Here is a 23,276-nt window from a genome sequence, read left to right as displayed (position 1 = left end):
CTTTTTGCTGTCCATTACACGGGTAAAAATGAACGCTGGGCTGCTATATCCTCAACAAGATCGGCAATAGTGGTCTCCTCCAAATTTTTTATAAAATTCAGTTTGGTTTGTCCCACCAATTTGTGCAAGGGACAAGGATGGTTTTCATTGCACGCGTGTATACTTAGCATGCACGAATTTAAGCGCTTATCACCATCTAAAATACCTACAATAGTTAGTAAGGGCGTACGCCTATTTTGTGCACTTAAATAAAAGCCACCACCGGGACCTTTTGCAGAGGTTACTACATGATGACGGGAAAGTTCCTGTAACAATTTTGCGATGTAAGCTTGAGGTACGTTGATAGGCTTACTGATATCCTTCGCTAATATTTTATGATCTTCACTAGAATGAACCGCTAAATAGAGTACCGCTTTAAGCGCATATTTTGTAGTGTTGGATAGCATATTATCTTCTTCTTTTTCAAGGGCAAATATTAAAAGATGTTTTTATCTTTTATATGACTAAAATCATATTATATCTGCGTTTAGCCCTTTATTTTTGATCCGTTAAATCATTTAATCTAAAACCATGAACCTAAAATTTAAAAGTGTCGTCCTCGTATTTTCCGTATTGCTTATGGCCTGTGGTGGCAAAGACGAAAAGAAAACCGAAGAATTTAGCATTGAACGTGCCAAAAGCAAGACTGAAAAACCCACCGAATCGGCAGCTACGAATATGGTAAAACCTTCCGAAAGCATTGATTTGGTCAATAAAGGGGTTGGTCCTATTACATCGGTAAGCCTAAATGCAGAAATAGATCCCGCAATGGCAGCCGAGGGGGAAGCTGTATATAACCAAATGTGTACCGCATGCCATCGTATTGGTAAAAAGTTTATTGGCCCGGCACCGAATGACATCTTAAAAAGACGTACCCCCGAATGGGTAATGAATATGATTCTTAATCCCGAAGAAATGGTAAAAACGGATCCTTTGGCCAAAGCACTGTTACAAGAATTTAATGGTGCACCAATGGCTCAACAAGGCCTAACCGAAGCGCAGGCAAGAGCGGTATTAGAATATTTTAGAACCTTATAACACCTTAAACTGATGTAAAATGAAAACAACCAAAAAATTAAAATCGATCGTTTTTCTTCTAGTGGCCTTGGCTCTGTTTTTCTATCAATGCAAAGAGGAAGCAAAACCATCTTCTAGCCCTAGTGAGTCTTCCACCACTACCCAAACCGGTACAAGGCAAGGACAAGCTTTTATTACAGATGATGAATCTACTCCCAATGTCCTCAACATTGCCATTGGTTCACCGGATCACAGCACCTTGGTGGCAGCGGTACAAGCCGCCCAATTAGAAAATGCGTTGGTCAATGCCGGACCACTCATGGTCTTTGCCCCTACAAATGCTGCTTTTGAAGCCTTGCCCGAAGGTACGGTAGAAGATTTGTTGAAACCTGAAAACAAAGGTGCTTTAGCAAATATTCTAAAATACCATGTAACACCCGGAAATTACAGCAAGGATTTTTTGAAAAAATTCAAAAAATTAGGTCAAGCCAACAATCAAAATGTAGCTGTAGAAGTAAAAGGCGATGATGTCTATGTGGGCGATGCCAAAATCCTAGCGAGCATTCCGGCAGGAAACGGTATTGTGCACGTGGTAGACAAGGTGATGTTACCCCCTCTAGAATAAGCAATAGTCACTATAGAAATTAAATAATAAATAACTTTTAACACCAAAAAATAATGAAAAAATATACATTTATTATGTACGCCTTAATGGGACTTTCGCTGGTTTTTACCGCTTGTGGTCCACAAGGTAAGGGCAGTGCTTCCAGCGGGGCATTATCCTCTAACGCTGCAGAAAGAGTATATGTGGCTCCGGGTCAATTGGATGAATACTACGCCTTTATGTCAGGAGGGTTTAGTGGTCAACTTTCCGTGTATGGGCTACCATCAGGAAGATTGTTCAAGGTCATCCCAGTGTTTTCTCAGGATGCCGAAAAAGCATGGGGCTATAACGAGGAAACCAAACCTATGTTGAATACCTCTCATGGTTTTATTCCTTGGGATGACGCCCATCACCCCGATATTTCTCAGACGAATGGGGAATTAGACGGTAGGTACATCTTTATCAATGGCAACAATACGCCCAGAATTGCCAAGATAGATTTAACCGTTTTTGAGACAACGGAAATTATTGAGATTCCGAATAGTGCGGGGAATCATAGTTCGTCTATGGTTACCGAAAATTCGGAGTATGTGGTGGCCGGAACTCGTTTTTCTGTACCCGTGCCACAACAAGATATGCCTATTAAAGATTACAAAGGAAATTTTAAAGGAACACTAACCTTTATCAGTGTAGATCCGGAAGATGGTGGTATGGCCATTAAATTTCAATTATTAATGCCCGGATTTGATTATGACATAACCCACCCAGGCAGAGGTAAGTCGCACGGTTGGTTTTTCTTCACCACCTACAACACGGAGGAAGCCAGCACACTTTTGGAAGTGAATGCATCGCAAAACGACAAGGATTTTATTGCGGCCGTAAACTGGAAGAAGATTGAAGAATACGTCAACAATGGAGGTGGCACTAAAATGCCCACCAACTATGCGCATAACGTGTACGACGAAAGTACCCAAATGGCCACTTCTACCATGAAAAAGGAAGTACTCATGGTAGATCCAACGGATGTACCCGGCGCAGTATTCTTTCTGCCCACCCCTAAATCGCCACACGGTTGTGATGTAGATCCATCGGGAGAGTATATAGTGGGAAGCGGTAAACTTTCTGCGGATTTAACGGTACATTCCTTTACTAAAATGTTAGCTGCTATAGAAGGTAAAAAATTTGATGGTGAAGCCTATGGAATCCCGATTTTAAAATTTGAAGATGTTTTGGCCGGAACGGTGAGTCAACCCGGACTTGGGCCATTACACACCGAGTTTGACGGCGTCGGAAATGCGTATACCACTTTTTTCATTTCGTCTGAAGTTGTAAAATGGAAACTAGGTACATGGGAAGTGGTAGACAGGCAACCTTGTTATTACTCTGTAGGCCATTTAATGATTCCCGGCGGTAACTCCAGAAAACCCCATGGTAAATACCTTGTAGCCATGAATAAAATTACCAAAGACAGGTATTTACCTACAGGGCCTGAGGTTACCCAATCGGCACAATTGTACGATATATCTGGTGATAAAATGGAATTATTACTCGATTTTCCCACGGTTGGAGAACCCCATTATGCCGCCGGCATCCCTGCTGATATTGTAATGAAAAATTCCAAAAAAATATACAAACTCAGCGAGAACAAACACCCTTATGCCGTATTGTCTGATGCCAATGCTCGTGTAGAACGGAATGGCAATGAAGTGCATGTGTATATGTCTATGGTGCGCAGCCATTTTAATCCGGATAACATCGAAGGCATAAAAGTAGGCGATAAGGTTTATTTTCATGTAACCAATATGGAACAGGACTACGATGTGCCACATGGCTTTGCTATAATTGGTGCACAAACCTCCGAAATACTCATAATGCCAGGACAAACAGAAACCCTATTATGGGAACCCAAACAAGTGGGCGTTTGGCCATTTTATTGTACCGATTTCTGTTCGGCATTACATCAAGAAATGCAAGGTTATGTAAGGGTTTCTCCCGCAAACTCCACTGTCCCTGTGAGTTTTACACTAGGCGATTAATTTACTTTAAAAATTCTTTTCTTTTTTTTAATAAAAAGCGGGTCGTATTGGACAAGCGCCCCGCTTTTTTAACGGGAATGAACGCCATACTCAATCGTTGTAAAATTTGATCAATTCTGAATTTCAAAAAATGAATATGAAAAATGCAAGTCTATTAATGATTCTTGGTTCTCTGTGTTTATTGGGATTATTTGCCTTTCCGTTATGGAACATTATGTTAGGGGCACCCCAATACCCGGAACCTCTAGGGATGAATATTCATATTAACGGGATAAAAGGAGTTCAGGAATTCGATATCCAAAATATCGATGGTTTAAACCATTATATTGGCATGAAAACCATTCCCAAACCTGAAGAAATGTGGGAATTTCAAATTTTTCCTTTGGTCGTTGGAAGCATGGTTATTTTAGGAATTACGATTGGTGTTCTTGGTTTTTTTAACAAAGTAGGATATTCTTGGTATTTGGTTTGGTTTCTGGTCATGTCCGTTTTGGGGATTATGGGTATGTACGATTTTAATGCGTGGTTAATAGATTATGGAACCAACTTAGACCCAAAAGCCATTATGAAACTTACCTATCCCGATGGCACTCCCCTTACCTACAAACCGCCATTGTTTGGTCACGAGAAAATGTTAAATTTTGATGTCACTTCTTTGCCTAGCACAGGGGCTTGGATGATGTTTGTAGGCATGATGATGACGCTGACCGCCTTTTTTATGGGATGGAAAAAGCATCGTACCCAAAATTCACCCGCTATAGGCGAAATTGCAAATGCTTAAGCAATGAAAAAGGAACAGGTATTCTTATTTTTTTCGGCACTATTACTTATTGGCTGCAAAGTAGATCCTGAGCCTATAAATTATGGCACTGATGGTTGTCGATTTTGCAGTATGACTATTGTAGATCGCCAACATGCAGCACAAATAGTAACAAAAAAAGGGAAGGCTTATAAATTTGATGCCACGGAATGTATGCTTCATTATCTAAACGAACTAGAAACTGCACAAATAGCCCTGTATCTGGTAAACGATTACAATACTCCGAGCGAACTCATAGATGCTACTAAGGCTACCTATCTTATTAGTCCCGGTATCCCTAGCCCTATGGGGGCGTTCCTCACCGCATTTTCCACGCATGAAGAAGCGGCATTTGCGCAAGAAGGTCATACAGGCACAGTATATAGTTGGCCCGCGCTATTAACTCATTTTAAGACAACCAATGTATACAATAAATAAACAGATAAGCCAACAGCTCTACAACAAACTAAAAGTGGATGTGCTGACAAAAACAGACACTTTCGAAATTATAAGCATCAGCTTGGAAAAAAACACCATTTTCCCGGAGCATACATCGCCCAAAGATGCACAATTGCTGGTATTAGATGGTGCCATAGCCTTTCATTGTAATGGGCACGTATTTCATCTGGAAGAACAAGACCTTTTTAATTTTCCAAAGGCTGTCATTCACTGGGTGCAAGCCAAGGAAAATTCCAAATTTATAATCATTCGGTAATGCGATTTATACTCATTTTTATAGGAATCTTTATTGGATGTGGTTCTAGCTCATTATGGGCAAAAACGCTGATAATTTGCAGTAGTTGCGAACTTAGAACTATTAAAGATGGAATTGCTGCAGCTTCAGACTACGATACGCTAATTATAAAAAAAGGCAACTATACCGAATATAATATACAGCTTACAAAACCGCTATTCCTTATCGGGGAAGACCGCCCCATTATTGACGGCGATGGTCAAGGGGAAATTATCTCCGTTTACGCAGACTATGTAACCGTTGACGGATTTCATATAGTAAATGTGGGTCGTAGTTACACCACAGATTATGCTGCCATTCGCGTGGTGAAAAGTGCCCATTTCAGCATCCGAAATAACACTTTTGAAAAGTTATTTTTCGGCATTTTTATCGAAAAATCGAGTCAAGGAGATATTATTAATAATCAGATTGTGGGCAATGCGGAGAACGAATATAATTCTGGCAACGGCATCCATCTTTGGTATTCGGAAGACATCAAAATATCCAATAATAGTATAGCCAAAGTACGGGATGGCATCTATCTGGAATTTGCCAGCCAAATTACCATCAACAACAATAAAAGTTATAACAATCTTAGATATGGTCTGCATTTTATGTTTTCTAATGACAATGTGTACCAGGACAATACCTTTGAAAGCAATGGTGCCGGCGTGGCCGTAATGTTTTCTAAAAACATTAGCATGTTGCGCAATACCTTTAAAAAAAATTGGGGTACTGCCTCCTTTGGATTACTCTTAAAGGAAATTAATGATGCAGACATAAGCCACAATGTGTTTTCGGAAAACTCTATAGGTATCAATTTGGAGGGGTCAAATCGGATCAATTTCAAAAACAATGATTTTTCTAAAAACGGCTGGGGTATTAAAGTAAGAGGGGCGTGCTATGCCAACACCTTTAGCGGCAACAATTTTCTTTACAATTCCTTCGACCTGTCGTATAACAGCAATATCAACGACAATGTGTTTCATGGTAACTTTTGGAGCAATTACACCGGCTATGATTTAGATAAAAATGGCGTTGGCGATGTACCCTACCGGCCGGTAAAGTTATTTTCCTATATCGTAAATAGAACACCGGAGACCATTATACTGCTTCGAAGCCTTTTTATGGATATCATTGATTTTTCCGAAAAAGTTTCACCCATTTTTACCCCGGATGATCTTATGGACGCCAGCCCACAAATGCAAAAAATACCATGATACATATAACCGCATTACAAAAGAAATTTGGAAAGAACGAGGTATTATCCGGTCTGGATCTCGAAGTGGTAGATGGCGGCATTTTTGCCATTTTAGGCCCGAATGGTTCAGGAAAAACCACCTTAATTAAAACACTTTTAGGGATGGTGATTCCAAACAAAGGTCGCATTTCTGTGATGGGTCAATCCGTAAAAAACCAATGGAAATACCGAGAAGAAATTGCCTATTTGCCCCAAATTGCGAATTTTCCGGGAAATTTAAAAGTAAACGAACTTATCGGGATGATAAAAGATCTACGTCAAAATTCTAGTAACGATGCTAAACTCATTTCACTTTTTGGGTTGGAGCCTTTTTTGGAAAAAAAACTGGCGACACTTTCCGGTGGTACCAAGCAAAAGGTAAATTTAGTACTAACCTTTATGTTCAATTGCCCTCTGATTGTACTCGATGAACCTACCAGCGGACTAGATCCGCTTGCAGTTATCGGACTGAAAACGCTTATTAACGAAGAAAAGCAAAAAGGGAAAACAATTTTGATTACCTCCCATATTATGCAATTTGTAGAAGATATGGCCGATGAAATTATTTACCTCTTAGAAGGCAAAATTTATTTTAAAGGCAGTTTAGCCCAACTAAAAGCGCATACAGCACAAAACAATGTGGAACATGCCATTGCAACCATAGCCACTCTCAATACTCATGTTTAAAATACTAAAATACAGTTTTTACGACCTTATTCGAAGCCGGTGGAGCTACGTATACTTTCTGTTCTATCTCGCTATGGGCTTGGTGTTATTGTTCCTAAACAATGATCTTTCAAAAGCCGTAATTACCCTAATGAACATCATTATCGTTTTAGTGCCTCTTATTGGAACCATCTTTGGGGTCATGTACTTTTATAACTCTAAGGAATTCACAGAACTTCTCTTGGCGCTACCTATAAAACGATCTACTATTTTTTTGGGTCAATTTTTAGGAGTAGCAGGCTCATTAACGCTAAGTCTGGTACTAGGGCTTGGTATACCGTTTGTTCTCTATGGGCTTTTTGAAAGTAATGCTATATTTCATTTTTCATTACTGTTAGGTATTGGGGCATTCCTAACCTTTATTTTTACAGCCATTTCTTTTAACATTGCACTGGCTAATGAAAATAGAATAAAAGGGTTTGGGTATGCCGTTTTAGCATGGCTTTTTATGGCGGTAATTTATGACGGCCTTTTCTTAATGTCGCTCATGGTTTTTGAAGCCTATCCTTTAGATAAATTTTCCTTGTTGGCCATTGTGCTAAATCCTATAGATCTTGCCCGAACCCTTATTCTTTTAAAGTTAGATATCTCTGCCCTATTGGGGTATACCGGTGCTGTTTTCAAACAATTTTTTGGAACCACTTCGGGGCTTTTAGTGTCTCTTTTTATGCTGGTATTATGGACTATAGTTCCTGTTTGGGCTTTTGTGCGAAAAGCTAGGAAAAAAGATTTCTAAACGCCCCCTATAAAGAGATCTAAACGCTGGTTTTGGATCTTCAAAATCGTACGCATTCGATAAAAAATTTCTTGAAACTGAGTATCCCCGAGGCAAGCCCCAGGGTATACTTCTACTGCGCTCAGTACGGGTTTCGCCAGTTTCATTTTGGCCTTTGAGCCAAAAACCGAAATTTTGTATTTTACCTCTCCCGGAACTGTAAAAAGGCAGTTCCGACCTCGCCAAAGGAGCGATAAATAGGAAACCCCGACCCAAGGGTCGGTGAATCTTTAGATTGAAATTTAGTGATACAGTTTCATGATAAATATCATTTTAAATATGCTCATCAATATTTAATTTTATTAAAATATAAAAACATCTTTTAATCCTTAATTATAATTCGTATGCTATCAAAAAAACAAGCACGAGCCTTTTTCCTTGGGGGTACACTCGTCACTTTTTTAGCCTTTATTGGGTTAACGATCTTCTCTTTCAGTAAAGAACAAGACCAGACCAACCATGAAGGTATTACCGAACAGGTTATTCGAGGAAAACACCTATGGGAAGCCAATAATTGCATGGGGTGCCATACAATACTTGGTGAAGGTGGTTATTATGCCCCGGAGCTGACAAAAGTATTAGAACGGCGCGGTCCGGGATACGTTAAAGCCGTACTCATGAGCCCCGTGCCATGGGCTCCCAACGGCAGAAAAATGGTCGCCTATGGCATGTCTGAAGACGAATCCGCAGATGTAATCGCCTTTTTTAAATGGATTGAAGGAATAGACCTTAATGGTTTTGACCGTGTTGTATCGCCCTTAGCCAAGGGTGAAAATCCTCTTTCTACATCAAACGAATAACAAATCAATTAATACAACTTATTATGAAATATCAATCTCAAAAAGTAGCCTATTGGTTCTTTGCACTTTCCATGCTCCTTCTCGTACTACAAATAACCTATGGGTTTATTATGGGATTTGCGCGCATCGGCATGGACGGACTCCACGATTTCATCCCTTTTAATACGGCAAGAGCCGTGCATACGAACTTATTGGTGGTATGGCTATTGTCTGGTTTTATGGGTGCTGCATATTACATCATTCCGGAAGAAGCCCAACGCGAACTGGTAAGCGTTAAATTGGCGTATGTACAACTTATTTCTTTGGCATTGGTTGGGGTTACCGCCATTATTGGCTACCATTTTAACTGGTGGGAAGGCCGTAAATTTTTGGAAATTCCAAGATCTTTGGACTTTTTGGTCGTCATCAATGTGTTGCTATTTCTGGCTTTAATTCTGCTCACCCTTTTTAAAGGAAAACGAAAAACCACTACTGCCTTAGTTCTTTCCATGGGGCTTCTATTTGCTGCCTTGTTGTATTTACCCGGGATGCTGCCCTTTGATAGTCAGGTTACCGATTCTTTTTTTCGATGGTGGGTTGTGCATCTTTGGGTAGAAGGCGTTTGGGAATTAATTATGGGCGGTATTCTTTCTTTTCTTCTCATAAAACTAACCGGTGTGGATAGAGAGGTAATAGAAAAATGGCTTTATGTTATTGTGGGTCTTACTTTTTTATCGGGTGTATTAGGTACCGGTCACCATTATTACTATATCGGGGTTAACAAAATATGGCTTATTGTAGGCGGTATATTCTCGGCATTAGAACCTCTTGCCTTTATGGCCATGGCACTCTTTGCCGTAAATATGTACCGAAAAGGGGAAAAAAAGCATCCTAACAAGATAGCCCTATTCTGGACACTTGGCTCTGCAATAGTTTCCTTTGTAGGCGCAGGTCTGCTTGGTTTTGCCCATACCCTACCCCAAACCAACCTGTATACCCATGGTACATTAGTTACCGCCATGCACGGTCACTTAGCCTTCTGGGGTGCTTATGCCATGATCGTTTTTGCAATTATTAGTTATGCACTTCCAAATCTAACGGGAAGAAAACTCTATGATGGTGCTAGAGGACAGGCCGCTTTCTGGACCGCCAATATTGGGATGATTGGGATGACCGTCTCTTTTGGGGTGGCCGGAGTGGCACAGGTATATTTAGAGCGGAAATTAAAGATGGATTTTATGTTGGTTCAGAATGAAATCAGCATCCATTTTGTGGTGTTACTCATTTGTGCTACCCTATTTGCCACGGGTGTTATTTTATACATCATTGACTTTATAAAGCACGGACAACCCAATGATGAAGCTTGGGTACAACCGGAGTCACAACCCATTTTGGAATAACCGTACAGTTCGGTAAAAAATACTTGTTTCTTTAATGTAAAGTTGGGCATTTTGCAGAACTCCGTTCTAGTTAGGATTACCGGAAATGACCTCGGAATACGCCCAAGAAGTCTTAAAAGGAACTTTAACATAAAGTTTCAGCGCCTGCCTGCATGCCGGTAAGAAAGGGAATGATACGGCCAGGCAAGCGTTGGAGCATTTCAATATCACGTATAGCGTAAAGAAATCAAAAGGGAATAAACTAAATCGATTGTACTCCCAAAAAAGAATTTCCTGAAACTGACTATCTCCGCGGCAGGCACCAGAGAATTCTATCGATTAATATTAAAAACAATTTCTATGGATCATACCGCAGACACATTAGTAAACGACATTGCCATTTCAACAAAAAAAATGCCTTTCTATAAGCCCATATCTAACGAAGTGGAGGTTTTTAAACATGCCTACATCAATAAAATTCCACTTCTTTTAAAAGGACCCACAGGTACAGGAAAAACGCGATTTGTAGATTATATGGCACATACGTTATCAAAAAAACTCATCACCATAGCCTGCCATGAAGAAACCTCATCTACCGATTTAATTGGTAGGTATCTCATAAAAGGAGCCGAAACAATTTGGATTGATGGCCCACTGACAAAGGCCGTAAAAGAAGGAGCCATTATTTATTTGGACGAAATCGCAGAGGCTCGTCCCGATGTGGTGGTAGCGATACATTCGCTAACGGACCATAGGAAAGAATTGTATATCGATAAATTAGGAATTAGTGTTAAGGCACATCCTAATTTTATGATGGTCGCTTCTTTTAACCCAGGATATCAAAAAGGTTTTAAAGAGTTGAAACCTTCTACAAGACAACGGTTTATGGCATTATCATTTTACCATCCGCAACCCAAAGAAGAAATTCAGATTCTCGTTGCGGAAACGGGACTAGATCAAAATACGGCAAAAAGCTTGGTAAAAATCGCCTCTAAAATAAGGAACTTAACAGAATTAGGGCTAACTGAAACCGTTTCTACACGTCTATTGGTTGATGCGGCCAAACTCATACACTCCGGTCTCCCCAAACGGCTATCGGTGCGTGTGGCAGTCATAGAGCCCCTCACGGACGACGCCGAAATTATAGAAGCCTTAACCGATCTTGCTAATCTAATGATATAACCCATTTATGTTTGAGCCGGATGAATTTATTTTCAGCACCTTTGCCAAATTTTTAAAAAAGCGTAGAAAAAAAGCGCAGCAAACACAAGAACACGCGGTATTTCTGAATGATATTAAGAGTAGGCTTACCGTTGTCGCCAGAGCGATTTCCGGAGAACCTATTAACATCTTTGAAGCGGAGCGTGAAGGTGGATATAAAGACACTAATTTTTTCTTGCCCCAACGTTTTTCGGCTTTCCCAACCACCCAACAAAATCTTTCCTTTTATTTGTTTCGGGTGGTATACCTATCCGTTCAAAAAAAGAAAGGGTACAATCACACCAGCGGCCAAATATGCGAGCTGCAAGACGCCCAAAACAACGCGAGAATATCCGCAGTCCACATTTTACCAGAGGTTTTTCAACACTATCCGATAACTGAGAAGATTCATGCCGATCTGTACCAATACTTCGCATCAATTTCTTCAAAAAAAGAAATGCCCGACTTTTCGTTCATTTATGGAAAATGGATGCAAGACAACCCCAATAAGTCTCAAAAGAAAGAACTTTCTCAAATTTCAGCCCATGTAAAAAAAGCAATCGATACCGAAATAAATACCATTTTAAAAGCCAATGCGGTTGAGGAGTTACATTCGCTTCAAATTGATAAAAAGGCACAAGAAGATTATATGCTTACTCACAATTTTGAAAAAGTGGAAACCGCTGAGGAATGGGAAGGTGGCTGGAGAGACTTTGATGGTGATGACGACCTTAAAGACCATGCCAATGCATTAGAAGAACTTCAAATGAAATATACGGTACGAGTTGATGATCCGGTACACTCCGTGTTTCAGGCCGATTTTATAGAGAATACCTCCATTGCCGAGAGTATAGAAACCAATACGACGGCACCTCATTATACCTATGATGAATGGGATTTTTCTAAAAGAAGATACAAACCTGCCTTTTGCAAGGTGTACCCACAAAAACAACAAACCACAGACGTTACCTATACAAAAAATACCCTTTCCGAACATAAATCGACCCTCACTGCGCTTCGAAAAATGCTAACTTCGGTAAATAATAAATACCAAATGCAGCGCAGACAAACAGAAGGTCCCGAGTTCGACCTAGATGCGCTAACAGGGTTGTATACGGATATTCGTTCAGGACATACACCTTCAGAACACATTTACCTTAGTAAACGAAAAAAAGAAAAAGATTTATCAATTTTAATCCTCTTAGACGTGAGTTTGTCTAGCGACGGATATGCTGCCGGCAACAAAGTAATAGATGTTGAAAAGCAAGTTTCCATTCTTTTTGGCGAAATCCTGAATGAATTTAAGGTCGATTTTGCTATTAATTGCTTTTTTTCTAAAACAAGAAACTACAGCACCTACATTACTCTTAAAGATTTTGATGCCCCTTGGAACCGCGCTAAGCACCACATTGGAGGTGTTTCGCCTGCAGGATACACCCGTATTGGTGCTGCACTGCGTCATTCGGGTACTTTATTAGACCAGAGAAACAGCAAAAACAAATGGGTTATTCTTATCTCTGACGGGAAGCCTAATGATTACGACAAATACGAAGGATCTTACGGGATAAATGATGTAAAACAAGCCTTAAGAGAACTGAATCATAGGCACATTCATTCGTATGCCCTAGCGATAGAAGCGCAGGCCAAATATTACCTACCGCAAATGTTTGGGCAAAACCATTATGAAATCCTCACCAGCCCTGTAGCTCTTTTAAAAGCCCTCGCTAAATTATACGACAAAATTAAGCATCAAACCTAAGAATGAAATGCGTTCTACTTGCGTTTGTGATTGTATAGAGCCATAGATTCCAAACGTTTGAAGCTCTTTTTTGCTTTTACCACTATCTTAACGTTGATTTTAAACCTTTCCGGATCTGTGTGCATAAATTTGCATAAACAACATGGTACTCATTTTCTGTGCTCTATTTTTAGCTATCCACGCGGTTTCTCCCGAAAAAAGTTCGTCTATAGTAGCGTGCCAAAGATTGAGCCACAACCCAAAATGCTCAGAAGTTGTTATATGACCTATGGTTTCATCCATTTTTTGGTGTGCGGTAACCGGATTTCCGAAATACGTGCGTTTTAAAAATAATTGGGTTTCCCAAAAATCAGTCAATAGTGCCAAGTGCGGATCCCAATCCGTGATAATACGATTAAAAATAGGCCCTAAAATAGCGTCTTTCCGAACCTTTCCATAAAACGTTGTAACTAAAAGAGCGACGTCGGCTTTTGTTTTTATTTCGGGATTAGGCATTTTTTTCCTTGTTTGTTGTTCGTTGATGGTTGATCGTAAATTGTTACATTTTCAAATTTTCAAATTTTCAAATCATCAAATCAACAAATCAACAAATAGGTGATCGTTGTTGGTTGTTCGTTGATGGCACATTGTTACACCACTACATTGTTACATTTTCAAATCAACAAATCAACAAATAGTTGATCGTTGTTCGTTGATCGCACATTGTTACACCACTACATTGTTACATTTTCAAATCAACAAATCAACAAATCAACAAATAGTTGATGGCATATTGTTACCTTATTAGATGAATGTATTTTTCAAATTAAAAATTCGCGCTTCCACCTTCTTTACCCTCTTACGGTATACAATCTACAGTATTCGAAACTAACGTTACCACCGGCTCCGGAGAGATGTAGGGAATACCGAGACCTAATCCACGTAATATAAAAAGAATCCCAATAAGTACTGTAAAAATTGGTACTAATTTGGTTACCTTTTGTCTTGTTATACCCTTTAGAAGTCCTTTAAAATAAATAGCGGAAGTCATTAAAGGTACGGTACCCAAGCCAAAAAGCATCATATAAAGGGAACCTGTTAAGGCATCGCCCATTGCTATTGCACCAAACAAGGCCATATATACCATGCCACAAGGCAGAAAACCATTTAGAAAACCGATGGTTAAAAAAGTGTCTGCCGTTTTTTTGGAGAGTTCTTTTCCTAATGTCGATTTAAGATGCCCTATGAACTTATGCAATGGTTTTGTTGGACTAAAATTCTTAAACCAGCCTACTGGCAAGCACACCGCAAGGATCATAAGAATACCAATGGCAATAGAAAGTTTTTGTTGAATTCCAAAAACATAGAGACCTTTACCGAAAAGGCCAAACAACAAGCCAATACTACTATACGCCAATAATCTCCCGCCATGATACAACGCAATTTGTCCGACTTTTTTTGTCTTGTTCGTGCGGTCTACGGGAAGCATAAAAGCGATAGGCCCACACATTCCTACGCAGTGCAGGCTTCCTAAAAGGCCTAAAATAAGGGCAGATAGTACCATGATTAATAGGTAATACTTTCTTTATGCAAGTATTTTTGATTCTCATATTCCCAAAAAACAGAAATGTCCCAGCGACCCTCTAACAAGTTTTGATCTGGTATGAGCAAATGGGCATTGGACAAACTTATGGGCAAGTTAACATCCAAATGTTTGTTGGAGGGTCTGTATAGGGACACTGTTCCTTGTATCAGTTTCGGATCTACATTTTCCGGAAAAATCAGTAATAAACCTTCCGATGTTTTTTTTATACTGATTTGTTTTTTACGGTCTCTGGCGTTACGGGCGGCGTCTATTTCTTGTTGATACCCCAACTCGGCCTTATAATACTCTTCGGTGACCAAATCGTGATTTGTTCTTGAGTCTGTACTCATGCGTATCACAAAGAACAAGATAAAACTTATAAATCCTACAAATGCCAATACAATTCCGGTTCCCCAATTTATTTTCATATTCTTTTTGTTCATAATAATTAAAAAAAATAAATCTAAGAAAGAGGCTTCAAAAAAGGTACAGGGAGTAGAAAAAACCCACTTCCGGATAACTTTTACAGCAGCAACCTTATATTGTGATACACCCTAAATTTAGCCTCCTCCTTATCTATAACTTCTTGGTGCTAAAAATCGGGCCGTAGTGGTTTCAATCAATGTGTCGCCGCTATACACCCCTATTTCCAATTTATCTTTATCTCCAGTTAATGCGGCGGCGTTTATTTCGATAAATAAAGTACCTTCTGCCAGACCTTGCGCAGGAACACTTACAGCACCCTTTCTCACCAAATTGATGGATCCCTTATGAGATTGTAATCGAAATTGTACATCGGTATAGTCCTTGGTTGTTTTATTGATAAGTTTAAAGGTATACACATTGCTTATAATATTTCCCTCTTTATGTTCATATAACTGCCCCGGTAATCGTAAGATATTCGCCTCCAAATCACTTCTCAAAAAAAGCATACCAATTAAAAGTCCGGTCAAAATAGTTAACACAGCTGTATAGGCTTTTAGTCTCGGTGTAAATTTGAATTTGGCCTTTCTTTCGATATTGTCCTCGCTAGCATACCGTATTAATCCCTTAGGCAGGTTTACTTTTTCCATGATTTCATCACACTCATCGATGCACGCGGTGCAATTAACACACTCCAACTGAGTGCCATTTCGGATATCGATACCTGTTGGGCAAACATTAACACACTGAAAGCAATCGATACAATCCCCATGACCTAATGCGTTTCTATCTTCGCCCTTCCTGAATTTTTTTCGGCCATTTTCGGCTTCGCCCCTTTTATGATCATAGGCTACTACAATAGATTTATTATCTAAAAGCACTCCTTGCAATCTACCATACGGACACGCAATAATACACACTTGTTCCCGAAACCAGGCAAAAACAAAGTAGAATACCAGCGTAAAAACGAGCAACGACAGTAGTGTGCTGAGGTGGGCAAAAGGACCTTCAAACACATAGTTCAGCAATCTATCGCTCCCAATTAAATAGGCTAAAAATACATTGGCAATTAAAAAGGATATGATAAAGAATAGTGTCCATTTTAGCAATCGCTTTCTAATTTTTTCAGCATTCCAGGCTTGTCTATCCAGTTTTATTTGTGCGCCTCTATCGCCATCAATCCAATACTCAATCCTTCTAAAAACCATTTCCATAAAAATGGTTTGAGGACACATCCACCCGCAAAAAATACGACCAAAAGCTACGGTGAAGAGGGATACAAAAACCACCCCAATAATCATTATAATCACAAACAAGTAAAAATCCTGTGGCCAAAAAGGAGCTCCAAATATATTGAAGCGCCGTTCTAACACATTGAACATTAAAAATTGGTTGCCATTAATTTTTATAAAAGGTGCCAAAAACAAAAACAGTAACAGTCCATAGCTTACCCATTTCCGGTATCGGTAGTAGCTGCCACTAGGTTTTTTTGGAAAAATCCAAGCCCGTTTGCCCTCTTTATTAATCGTGCCAATTGAATCCCTGAATTGATCGTCCATTTATAATTTTTGGTTTTGTGGTTCTTGCAACAGCGTTCATCCACATCTTCAACTTTGGGAATACTTCCCTGAATAAAAAAATTACACCCTAAACCATATTCATTTATTCATTCCAAATTTCACCTTCCGGTGCTTTTGGATTGGCTGGTGTGCTACCCTCCATGCCAATCACATAACTGGCTACCTGAGCTATCTCTAAAGGCTTAAGGCTTTGTTTCCAAGCAACCATACCTTTACCGTCCCTTCCCCCTTCGGAAATGGTATGAAACACATTTTTAATACCACCACCAAGAATATAGTAAGCATCAGTTAGGTTGGGACCTATACCCCCACCGCCGTCGGCCATATGACACGCTACACAATTGGCTTCGAAAATAGCTTTGCCTGCACTGAGATCGGAAGGTTCTGTAAGCAATTCTACGGTAGTTGCATCCACGAGGCCCTTGGCAGTTTTTTTATACGCTTCAATTTCCAATTGCGCCTGCGCTACATCGCGCTCGTACTCTGTATCCTGATCATAATCGTTAAAAATATGGAAGCGCACCATATAAATCACACCAAAAATAATAGTGGCATAGAACATATAGACCCACCATGGCGGGAGCTTATTGTCTAGCTCCCTAATACCATCGTAATTGTGGTCTAAAATGATCTCGCCTTCTTCTTCTAGGGGTTTATTTCCGGTAAGCTTTTTCCACATTTCCTTTCCCCAGGTCCATTCTTTAGCGGTAGCATTAGATGCATCGTAACGTTGCTTTGCCTCTTCGGATAGCGTTTGGTACATTACATTTTCTATAGATCGAAGAATTAATTCGATCGCAACTAAAATAAGCAGTACAAGCAATAGAAAAAATTGTGTAATTGGGTAGGCTATAAAAGCCGGTTTATCGCCAGAGTCTATAAAGAACTCCATGGCTATAAATATGAGAAAGAAAATGGCGGGGACACGAATCCACCAAGGTATTGAATTTTTCATAATGATTCCTCTTTATCTGGGTTATTTAAATCTAGCGGTAACTCACTTACTTCCTGTATATATTCCTTTTTAGCGGTAGCTACCCACCAAAAGAGAAGTACAAAAAATACAAAGAAAATAAGCAAGGAAATCATGGGATACGTGGCTACCCCATCGATACTTTCCATATAATTCTTTACAAACTTCATCATAACTAATTGTTTTTAGTAAGGTATTCGTCGGCATTCTTAATTTTGATGTCGGTGCCCAATCGTTGTAAATAGGCAATAAGCGACACTATTTCACGATCTCGCATCTCCACAAACGGTTCACCATTTTCGGCTGCAAACTGCTTGTCTGCCTCGTAGCTTTTTACAAAATCCGGATCGGCATATAGATTCTTTTCTATCTCAAGGGCTTGTGCATCCATAGCGCTCTGTGCATTGGCGATCTCCTCATCGGAATATGGGACTCCTAAACTAACCATAGCTTTCATTTTTCCCTGAACGCCACTTCTGTCATGTGCGCTTCGTATGAGCCACTGATAAGCGGGCATTATGGAACCTGAAGACGTACTTTGCGGATCGTACATATGGTTAAAATGCCAACTATCGGAATACTTGCCCCCTATTCGTAATAAATCGGGACCTGTTCGTTTGCTACCCCATAAGAAGGGATGATCGTACACAAATTCACCCGCTTTGGCATATTCTCCATACCGTTCTACCTCACTCCGAAAGGGTCGTATCATTTGGGAATGACAGCCCACACAGCCTTCACGGATATATAAATCCCGACCCTCTAGCTCCAAAGGCGTATACGGTGTAACACTGGTGATGGTAGGTATATTTGATTTTACTAGTAGTGTTGGAACTATTTGAATGACACCGCCAATTAAAATGGCAACCGTAGCAAGCAGGGTTAACTGAACCGGCTTGCGCTCTAACCACGTATGATAGGTTTCTCCGGCAATACGTCTTTTAGAAACTTTGGTAAGGGCGGCAGCCTCGGCGAGCTCGTCGGTTACTGCACTACCTGCACGTACGGTTTTTATAATGTTGTATAACATGATAAGTGCACCGACGATGAAAAGGGTTCCTCCTATGGCACGCATCCAATACATGGGTATAATCTCGTTTACGGTTTCTAAGAAATTGCCGTAGACCAACGTACCGTCTGGGTTAAATTCCTTCCACATTAAGGCTTGGGTAAATCCTGCAACGTACATCGGCAAGGCATACAAAACAATGCCCAAGGTGCCTATCCAGAAGTGCAGGTTGGCCAACCCGAGTGAAAAGAGTCTGGTTTTAAACATTTTTGGTACCAACCAATAGATCATGCCAAACGTCATAAATCCGTTCCAAGCTAAGGCTCCTACGTGCACGTGAGCAATAATCCAATCACTAAAGTGGGCAATGGCATTTACATTTTTCAGGGAAAGCATTGGGCCTTCAAACGTGGCCATACCATAGCCGGTAATGGCTACCACCATGAATTTTAATGTAGGATCTGTACGCACCTTATCCCAGGCGCCTCGCAGCGTTAATAAGCCATTGATCATCCCTCCCCAAGAAGGCGCTATAAGCATTATAGAAAAGGCTACGCCTAAATTTTGTGCCCAATCGGGTAAGGACGAGTATAGTAAATGGTGTGGACCGGCCCATATATAAATAAATATAAGCGACCAAAAGTGAACAATAGAAAGACGATATGAATACACAGGTCTGTTCGCCGCCTTGGGCACAAAATAATACATTAACCCTAAAAACGGCGTAGTTAAAAAGAAAGCCACTGCATTATGGCCATACCACCACTGCACCAACGCATCTTGCACCCCTGCATAAACGGAGTAGCTTTTTAAGGCACTTACAGGCAGCGCCAAACTGTTAAAAATGTGAAGTACAGCAACGGTAACAAAAGTTGCGAGGTAAAACCAAATAGCCACATACAAATGTCGTTGTCTTCTTTTTAGCATGGTGCCGATTAGGTTTGCACCAAAAGCAACCCAAACCAACGCAATAGCGATATCTATAGGCCATTCTAGTTCGGCGTACTCTTTAGAACTTGTATAGCCCAATGGAAGGGTAATAGCCGCAGCGACTATTATGGCTTGCCAACCCCAAAAATTAAAGTTACTTAACGCATCACTAAACATTCTGGCCTTTAAGAGCCGCTGTGTAGAATAATAAATACCCGCAAAAATCGCATTGCCTACAAAAGCAAAAATGACCGCATTGGTGTGTAAAGGACGTAGGCGTCCAAAACTAAGCCATGAGATGCCATCGGTTACGTTAGGGAACAGAAACATAAAGGCTAACAAAAGCCCCACAGACATGCCCACAATTCCCCAAAGTAAGGTGGCATAAATAAACTTCTTTACGATTTTATTATCGTAATAAAATTGCTGTACTTCCATAAACTATACTTTTTGATTTTTACTAATTGGTTTCGATTTGTTATTTTGAGGAGTACTTTCAGAAGACGGTTTTTTTACTAATTCATCTTCAAAAAGCATTCGGACGGAAGGGGTATAGGCGTCGTCATACTGCCCATTTCTAACAGAAATGATAAATGCAATAAAAAAAACGATGGCCACAAGGATACTAAGGGCTAACAATAAATAGATCACGCTCATGCGGTCGAATTAAATTTGGTGTAAAACTAGTGTTTGACCGCCTTTCATAACATGACAATTATCAGTTCTTAGCCCTTACCGCCAATTTGTTTTCTTCTCGAAATAACACTAAAAGAGCCCCCACTATAATAATGTTCTTTGCTATATATTGCCCTAAAAGGGTTGGTACATAAGGTGAAATGGCAAATGATGCCTCCGAAAACAATAAAAGCGGTGTAAACGTGCATGCCAAATGCAACAACGCCAAAATGATAATTTTTTTTCGGAATACGTTTACTATCAGAACGATCCCAATGCCAACTTCCATTATAGCTAATAGCACAATACTCATATTGCTGGGTATTAAACCAAACGTAAGGGCGTGTATGGTGTCTTTTGCCAATCCTTCAGCCGGACTTAGTCCATGAAAGAATTTTAAATATCCAAACCACAAATACACCAATCCGATAGAAATGGCCAAGAAAGAATTTTGTCTTATTTTATTTAAAAGTGCTGTATTTTTAGTTTGTTGGAGTTTCATTGCTAGACAGGTTTACAAATTATTGGTGCTTAATTGTATATATTGATGGGTATGTTCTTTTTTTTATAGCTACAGGCTTGTACCATTCGGGTATATTATGGGCTGCCATAGGCTTTGACTTTAATCCAATTTGCTTCCTACCCTATTGGTCATTAAAGTGGTAAACGCCACTATACTAATAGAACTTAACGGCATTAAAATAGCGGCAATCACTGGTTGCAATTGTCCGGTTACTGCAAAATAGAGTCCCACCACATTGTACATCAACGAAAGCATAAAACTAAAGTTGATAATTTTCATGGCACTTTTGGCAGCTTCCATATACCGGGGTAATTCTTTAAACTTGGAAGCATCCAGAATACCATCGCAGGCAGGTGAAAATACATTAATATCTTCTGAAATGGCTATGCCTACATGGCTCTGCATTAAAGCGCCTGCATCATTAAGACCATCACCCACCATCAACACTTTTTTGCCTAATGCTTGTAAGGTGCGCACGACAGACAGTTTTTGTTCCGGTTTTTGATTAAAAATAAGCCTAGTTTCAGTAGGTAATATGGCTTGCAACCGAGATCGTTCCCCGGCATTATCGCCGGACAAGACCACGAGCTGCATGTGTTTTGACAAGGATAAAAAAACATCGGAAAGCCCTTCTCTATAGTGATTATTAAAAACATAACACCCCTTGTAGTCATTGTTGGCAGTAATATGGATTGCGGTATCTGAGGCTTTAGGCACTACATCGCCCCCCGCAAAACCAGCTGAACCAATTCTAATTTTATCATCTCCTGCCCCGGCTTCAATTCCCTTTCCTACATGTTCCTCGTAGGTGTCTAGGGTTACAATATCGTGTTCGGCCAGCAGGGCGTATAATGATCTACTTAGTGGGTGGTTAGAAGCGCGCAAAGTGTTTTTAAGAAGTGATTCTTCTTCTTTTGTAAGTACCATTCCTTCGTAGGTAGCTTGTAATTTTGTGGCAGATGTTAAGGTGCCTGTTTTATCGAAAATGGCCGTATCAATTTGCGCCAAACGCTCAATGGCTTGTGCATCTTTTAAATACAGTTTTTTACGCCCAAAGATGCGAAGCATATTGCCCAAGGTAAATGGTGCAGCCAGCGCAATAGCACATGGACAGGCTATAATTAGAACTGCCGTTAACACATTAATCGCCATTTTAGGATCGTGAAAAATCCAAAACGTAGTAGCGGCAAAGGCAATGCTTAGGACGGCAATGGTAAACCGCTTCCCAATACGATCTGTAATATTTTGAAATTTCCCCGATTTACTTTCCTTAAAAACGGCGTCGCTCCAAAGCTGAGTAAGGTAACTTTGAGAAACCGACTTTAACGCCTTCATTTCCATAGCGCCGTACATTTGCTTACCCCCCGCAAAAATTCGGTCGCCTATTGCCTTTTCGGTAGGTTGCGATTCTCCGGTAACAAAACTGTAGTCTATCTTTGCCTTTCCGGATACCAGAATGCCATCTACGGGAATTAGTTCCTGATTTCGGATCAGGAGTGTGTCGCCCGCCTTAATTTCATAAACCTGTATCGAAGATTCGTTGCGGTTTTCATCAATCTTGGTTACTGCAATGGGGAAATACGATTTATAATCGCGCTCAAAGGAAAGAAAGGCATACGTTTTTTGCTGAAAAAACTTTCCGATCAACAGAAAAAAGACCAAACCCGTGAGGCTATCAAAAAAACCTGAACCCCAATTGAACATAATTTCAATGCTACTTCTTAGAAATAACACCATAATGCCTAAGGCTATGGGCACGTCCATATTTAAAATTTTGGAGCGCAATCCCTTATAGGCCGATATAAAATAATCTTGTGCTGCATAAAAAACAACGGGAAGTGAAAAAGCAAACATCAACCCTCTAAAAAGCCCTTTGTACTCTTCTAACCAATACTCTCCTACTCCATCGCGGGGCATATCTAAATACTCGGGAAAAGAGAGAAACATGACATTGCCAAAAGCGAATCCTGCTACTCCCAATTTGTATATAAGATCTCGATTGATCTGTTTTTTACCTTTATCGTGATCCTCTAATGAAATATAAGGTTCATACCCAATACGCGCCAAAAGCAGTACTAATTGCTGTAAATTAAAGGTATCGGATTTGTAGGTAATCCGAACAGTTTTTTTAGGAAAATCTACTTGAGAATTGAGTACGGAAGGCTGTAACCTATTCAGATTTTCTAGGATCCAGATACAGGAACTGCAATGAATGTGCGGAATATAAAGATTTACAATTTGTAGCCGGTCTTCATTAAACTCCAACAACTTTTCAACAATATCAGGTACTGCAAGAAAGTCGTATTTGCCTTCAGCTTCTTTAGAAGATGCCCCTGCAGCGGCTCTTATTTCATAATAATGAGACAAATCATTCTTCTGAAAAATTTCGTACACGGTCTTACAGCCATCGCAACAAAACTGCTGCTTATCCCAAATTATAGGCTTTTTACCGCAATCATCCCCACAATGATAACAGTTGTTGTTGTCCATACACATTCATTTGCTTTCTACCA

Annotated in this window: 24 protein-coding genes; 13 read left to right on the top strand and 11 right to left on the bottom strand. The window is 40.0% G+C overall.

Annotated elements, in window-relative coordinates; genetic code table 11:
* Positions 1–14 precede the first annotated feature (14 nt).
* Positions 15–446, bottom strand: a complete 432-nt coding sequence (locus tag U1E44_RS03915; protein ID WP_322929741.1) for an RrF2 family transcriptional regulator — start codon at positions 444–446, stop codon at positions 15–17.
* A gap of 124 nt (positions 447–570) precedes the next feature.
* Between U1E44_RS03915 and U1E44_RS03910 the strand changes: the two genes are divergently transcribed.
* From U1E44_RS03910 to U1E44_RS03850, 13 genes are all read left to right on the top strand, one after another.
* Complete coding sequence (locus tag U1E44_RS03910) at positions 571–1,077, top strand: c-type cytochrome (protein ID WP_322929740.1); 507 nt, start codon at positions 571–573, stop codon at positions 1,075–1,077.
* 19 nt (positions 1,078–1,096) lie between these two features.
* A complete protein-coding gene (locus U1E44_RS03905; RefSeq protein WP_322929739.1) occupies positions 1,097–1,681 on the top strand; it encodes a fasciclin domain-containing protein in 585 nt (194 codons plus the stop codon).
* Between the two features lie 53 nt (positions 1,682–1,734).
* Positions 1,735–3,696 carry a Sec-dependent nitrous-oxide reductase gene (nosZ, locus tag U1E44_RS03900; RefSeq protein ID WP_322929738.1) on the top strand — a complete coding sequence of 654 codons (1,962 nt, stop codon included), beginning with the start codon at positions 1,735–1,737 and terminating at the stop codon, positions 3,694–3,696.
* Between the two features lie 136 nt (positions 3,697–3,832).
* Entirely contained in the window at positions 3,833–4,477 is a 645-nt protein-coding gene (locus U1E44_RS03895; RefSeq protein WP_322929737.1) for an LPXTG cell wall anchor domain-containing protein, read from the top strand.
* A 3-nt stretch (positions 4,478–4,480) separates the two neighbouring features.
* The gene (locus U1E44_RS03890) at positions 4,481–4,933 is read left to right on the top strand and encodes a nitrous oxide reductase accessory protein NosL (protein ID WP_322929736.1); all 453 of its coding nucleotides are present in this window, start codon (positions 4,481–4,483) and stop codon (positions 4,931–4,933) included.
* On the top strand, positions 4,917–5,210 hold the full coding sequence (locus tag U1E44_RS03885; RefSeq protein WP_322929735.1) for a cupin domain-containing protein: 294 nt from the start codon (positions 4,917–4,919) through the stop codon (positions 5,208–5,210). Before U1E44_RS03890 ends, U1E44_RS03885 begins: the two co-directional genes overlap by 17 nt.
* Positions 5,210–6,448: a nitrous oxide reductase family maturation protein NosD gene (locus U1E44_RS03880; RefSeq protein WP_322929734.1), complete on the top strand. Its 1,239-nt coding sequence runs from the start codon at positions 5,210–5,212 to the stop codon at positions 6,446–6,448. Before U1E44_RS03885 ends, U1E44_RS03880 begins: the two co-directional genes overlap by 1 nt.
* On the top strand, positions 6,445–7,155 hold the full coding sequence (locus U1E44_RS03875) for an ABC transporter ATP-binding protein (RefSeq protein ID WP_322929733.1): 711 nt from the start codon (positions 6,445–6,447) through the stop codon (positions 7,153–7,155). Before U1E44_RS03880 ends, U1E44_RS03875 begins: the two co-directional genes overlap by 4 nt.
* Positions 7,148–7,930: an ABC transporter permease gene (locus U1E44_RS03870; protein WP_322929732.1), complete on the top strand. Its 783-nt coding sequence runs from the start codon at positions 7,148–7,150 to the stop codon at positions 7,928–7,930. Before U1E44_RS03875 ends, U1E44_RS03870 begins: the two co-directional genes overlap by 8 nt.
* 383 nt (positions 7,931–8,313) lie before the next feature.
* Entirely contained in the window at positions 8,314–8,769 is a 456-nt protein-coding gene (locus U1E44_RS03865) for a c-type cytochrome (protein WP_322929731.1), read from the top strand.
* Positions 8,770–8,792: 23 nt separating this feature from the next.
* Positions 8,793–10,148: a cbb3-type cytochrome c oxidase subunit I gene (locus U1E44_RS03860; RefSeq protein ID WP_322929730.1), complete on the top strand. Its 1,356-nt coding sequence runs from the start codon at positions 8,793–8,795 to the stop codon at positions 10,146–10,148.
* 339 nt (positions 10,149–10,487) lie between these two features.
* Positions 10,488–11,309, top strand: coding sequence for a CbbQ/NirQ/NorQ/GpvN family protein (locus U1E44_RS03855; protein WP_322929729.1), 822 nt, complete (start codon positions 10,488–10,490; stop codon positions 11,307–11,309).
* Between the two features lie 7 nt (positions 11,310–11,316).
* A complete protein-coding gene (locus U1E44_RS03850; protein ID WP_322929728.1) occupies positions 11,317–13,086 on the top strand; it encodes a nitric oxide reductase activation protein NorD in 1,770 nt (589 codons plus the stop codon).
* Positions 13,087–13,185: 99 nt separating this feature from the next.
* Here the strand turns inward: U1E44_RS03850 and U1E44_RS03845 are convergent, their stop codons facing one another.
* The 10 genes from U1E44_RS03845 to U1E44_RS03800 all read right to left on the bottom strand — a co-directional run bounded on the left by U1E44_RS03845 (position 13,186) and on the right by U1E44_RS03800 (position 23,253).
* Positions 13,186–13,581 (bottom strand): group III truncated hemoglobin, encoded by a 396-nt coding sequence (locus tag U1E44_RS03845; protein ID WP_322929727.1) that lies wholly within the window; start codon positions 13,579–13,581, stop codon positions 13,186–13,188.
* A gap of 343 nt (positions 13,582–13,924) precedes the next feature.
* On the bottom strand, positions 13,925–14,629 hold the full coding sequence (locus tag U1E44_RS03840) for a sulfite exporter TauE/SafE family protein (protein WP_322929726.1): 705 nt from the start codon (positions 14,627–14,629) through the stop codon (positions 13,925–13,927).
* 2 nt (positions 14,630–14,631) lie between these two features.
* A complete protein-coding gene (locus U1E44_RS03835; RefSeq protein ID WP_323673846.1) occupies positions 14,632–15,078 on the bottom strand; it encodes a FixH family protein in 447 nt (148 codons plus the stop codon).
* 144 nt (positions 15,079–15,222) lie between these two features.
* Positions 15,223–16,632 (bottom strand): cytochrome c oxidase accessory protein CcoG, encoded by a 1,410-nt coding sequence (gene ccoG / locus U1E44_RS03830; protein ID WP_322929724.1) that lies wholly within the window; start codon positions 16,630–16,632, stop codon positions 15,223–15,225.
* Between the two features lie 103 nt (positions 16,633–16,735).
* The gene (locus U1E44_RS03825) at positions 16,736–17,608 is read right to left on the bottom strand and encodes a cbb3-type cytochrome c oxidase N-terminal domain-containing protein (RefSeq protein ID WP_322929723.1); all 873 of its coding nucleotides are present in this window, start codon (positions 17,606–17,608) and stop codon (positions 16,736–16,738) included.
* Positions 17,605–17,799, bottom strand: a complete 195-nt coding sequence (locus U1E44_RS03820) for a hypothetical protein (protein WP_322929722.1) — start codon at positions 17,797–17,799, stop codon at positions 17,605–17,607. Before U1E44_RS03820 ends, U1E44_RS03825 begins: the two co-directional genes overlap by 4 nt.
* Positions 17,800–17,801: 2 nt before the next feature.
* On the bottom strand, positions 17,802–20,003 hold the full coding sequence (gene ccoN, locus U1E44_RS03815) for a cytochrome-c oxidase, cbb3-type subunit I (protein ID WP_322929721.1): 2,202 nt from the start codon (positions 20,001–20,003) through the stop codon (positions 17,802–17,804).
* A 3-nt stretch (positions 20,004–20,006) separates the two neighbouring features.
* Positions 20,007–20,222 (bottom strand): cbb3-type cytochrome oxidase assembly protein CcoS, encoded by a 216-nt coding sequence (gene ccoS, locus U1E44_RS03810; RefSeq protein ID WP_322929720.1) that lies wholly within the window; start codon positions 20,220–20,222, stop codon positions 20,007–20,009.
* Positions 20,223–20,283: 61 nt separating this feature from the next.
* Complete coding sequence (locus tag U1E44_RS03805; protein WP_322929719.1) at positions 20,284–20,742, bottom strand: hypothetical protein; 459 nt, start codon at positions 20,740–20,742, stop codon at positions 20,284–20,286.
* Between the two features lie 120 nt (positions 20,743–20,862).
* Positions 20,863–23,253: a heavy metal translocating P-type ATPase gene (locus U1E44_RS03800; protein ID WP_322929718.1), complete on the bottom strand. Its 2,391-nt coding sequence runs from the start codon at positions 23,251–23,253 to the stop codon at positions 20,863–20,865.
* Positions 23,254–23,276: the final 23 nt, after the last annotated feature.

This window comes from Aurantibrevibacter litoralis, assembly GCF_034651555.1.
GTDB classification, from domain to species: Bacteria; Bacteroidota; Bacteroidia; order Flavobacteriales; family Flavobacteriaceae; genus Aurantibrevibacter; species Aurantibrevibacter litoralis.
This window is presented reverse-complemented; position numbering and strand designations above follow the sequence as displayed.

Bases quoted from the DNA above. Each gene is read 5' to 3' on its own strand.
- U1E44_RS03915 (WP_322929741.1), bottom strand. From the start codon at position 446: ATGCTATCCAACACTACAAAATATGCGCTTAAAGCGGTACTCTATTTA.
- U1E44_RS03910 (WP_322929740.1), top strand. From the start codon at position 571: ATGAACCTAAAATTTAAAAGTGTCGTCCTCGTATTTTCCGTATTGCTT.
- U1E44_RS03905 (WP_322929739.1), top strand. From the start codon at position 1,097: ATGAAAACAACCAAAAAATTAAAATCGATCGTTTTTCTTCTAGTGGCC.
- nosZ (WP_322929738.1), top strand. From the start codon at position 1,735: ATGAAAAAATATACATTTATTATGTACGCCTTAATGGGACTTTCGCTG.
- U1E44_RS03895 (WP_322929737.1), top strand. From the start codon at position 3,833: ATGAAAAATGCAAGTCTATTAATGATTCTTGGTTCTCTGTGTTTATTG.
- U1E44_RS03890 (WP_322929736.1), top strand. From the start codon at position 4,481: ATGAAAAAGGAACAGGTATTCTTATTTTTTTCGGCACTATTACTTATT.
- U1E44_RS03885 (WP_322929735.1), top strand. From the start codon at position 4,917: ATGTATACAATAAATAAACAGATAAGCCAACAGCTCTACAACAAACTA.
- U1E44_RS03880 (WP_322929734.1), top strand. From the start codon at position 5,210: ATGCGATTTATACTCATTTTTATAGGAATCTTTATTGGATGTGGTTCT.
- U1E44_RS03875 (WP_322929733.1), top strand. From the start codon at position 6,445: ATGATACATATAACCGCATTACAAAAGAAATTTGGAAAGAACGAGGTA.
- U1E44_RS03870 (WP_322929732.1), top strand. From the start codon at position 7,148: ATGTTTAAAATACTAAAATACAGTTTTTACGACCTTATTCGAAGCCGG.
- U1E44_RS03865 (WP_322929731.1), top strand. From the start codon at position 8,314: ATGCTATCAAAAAAACAAGCACGAGCCTTTTTCCTTGGGGGTACACTC.
- U1E44_RS03860 (WP_322929730.1), top strand. From the start codon at position 8,793: ATGAAATATCAATCTCAAAAAGTAGCCTATTGGTTCTTTGCACTTTCC.
- U1E44_RS03855 (WP_322929729.1), top strand. From the start codon at position 10,488: ATGGATCATACCGCAGACACATTAGTAAACGACATTGCCATTTCAACA.
- U1E44_RS03850 (WP_322929728.1), top strand. From the start codon at position 11,317: ATGTTTGAGCCGGATGAATTTATTTTCAGCACCTTTGCCAAATTTTTA.
- U1E44_RS03845 (WP_322929727.1), bottom strand. From the start codon at position 13,581: ATGCCTAATCCCGAAATAAAAACAAAAGCCGACGTCGCTCTTTTAGTT.
- U1E44_RS03840 (WP_322929726.1), bottom strand. From the start codon at position 14,629: ATGGTACTATCTGCCCTTATTTTAGGCCTTTTAGGAAGCCTGCACTGC.
- U1E44_RS03835 (WP_323673846.1), bottom strand. From the start codon at position 15,078: ATGAAAATAAATTGGGGAACCGGAATTGTATTGGCATTTGTAGGATTT.
- ccoG (WP_322929724.1), bottom strand. From the start codon at position 16,632: ATGGACGATCAATTCAGGGATTCAATTGGCACGATTAATAAAGAGGGC.
- U1E44_RS03825 (WP_322929723.1), bottom strand. From the start codon at position 17,608: ATGAAAAATTCAATACCTTGGTGGATTCGTGTCCCCGCCATTTTCTTT.
- U1E44_RS03820 (WP_322929722.1), bottom strand. From the start codon at position 17,799: ATGATGAAGTTTGTAAAGAATTATATGGAAAGTATCGATGGGGTAGCC.
- ccoN (WP_322929721.1), bottom strand. From the start codon at position 20,003: ATGGAAGTACAGCAATTTTATTACGATAATAAAATCGTAAAGAAGTTT.
- ccoS (WP_322929720.1), bottom strand. From the start codon at position 20,222: ATGAGCGTGATCTATTTATTGTTAGCCCTTAGTATCCTTGTGGCCATC.
- U1E44_RS03805 (WP_322929719.1), bottom strand. From the start codon at position 20,742: ATGAAACTCCAACAAACTAAAAATACAGCACTTTTAAATAAAATAAGA.
- U1E44_RS03800 (WP_322929718.1), bottom strand. From the start codon at position 23,253: ATGGACAACAACAACTGTTATCATTGTGGGGATGATTGCGGTAAAAAG.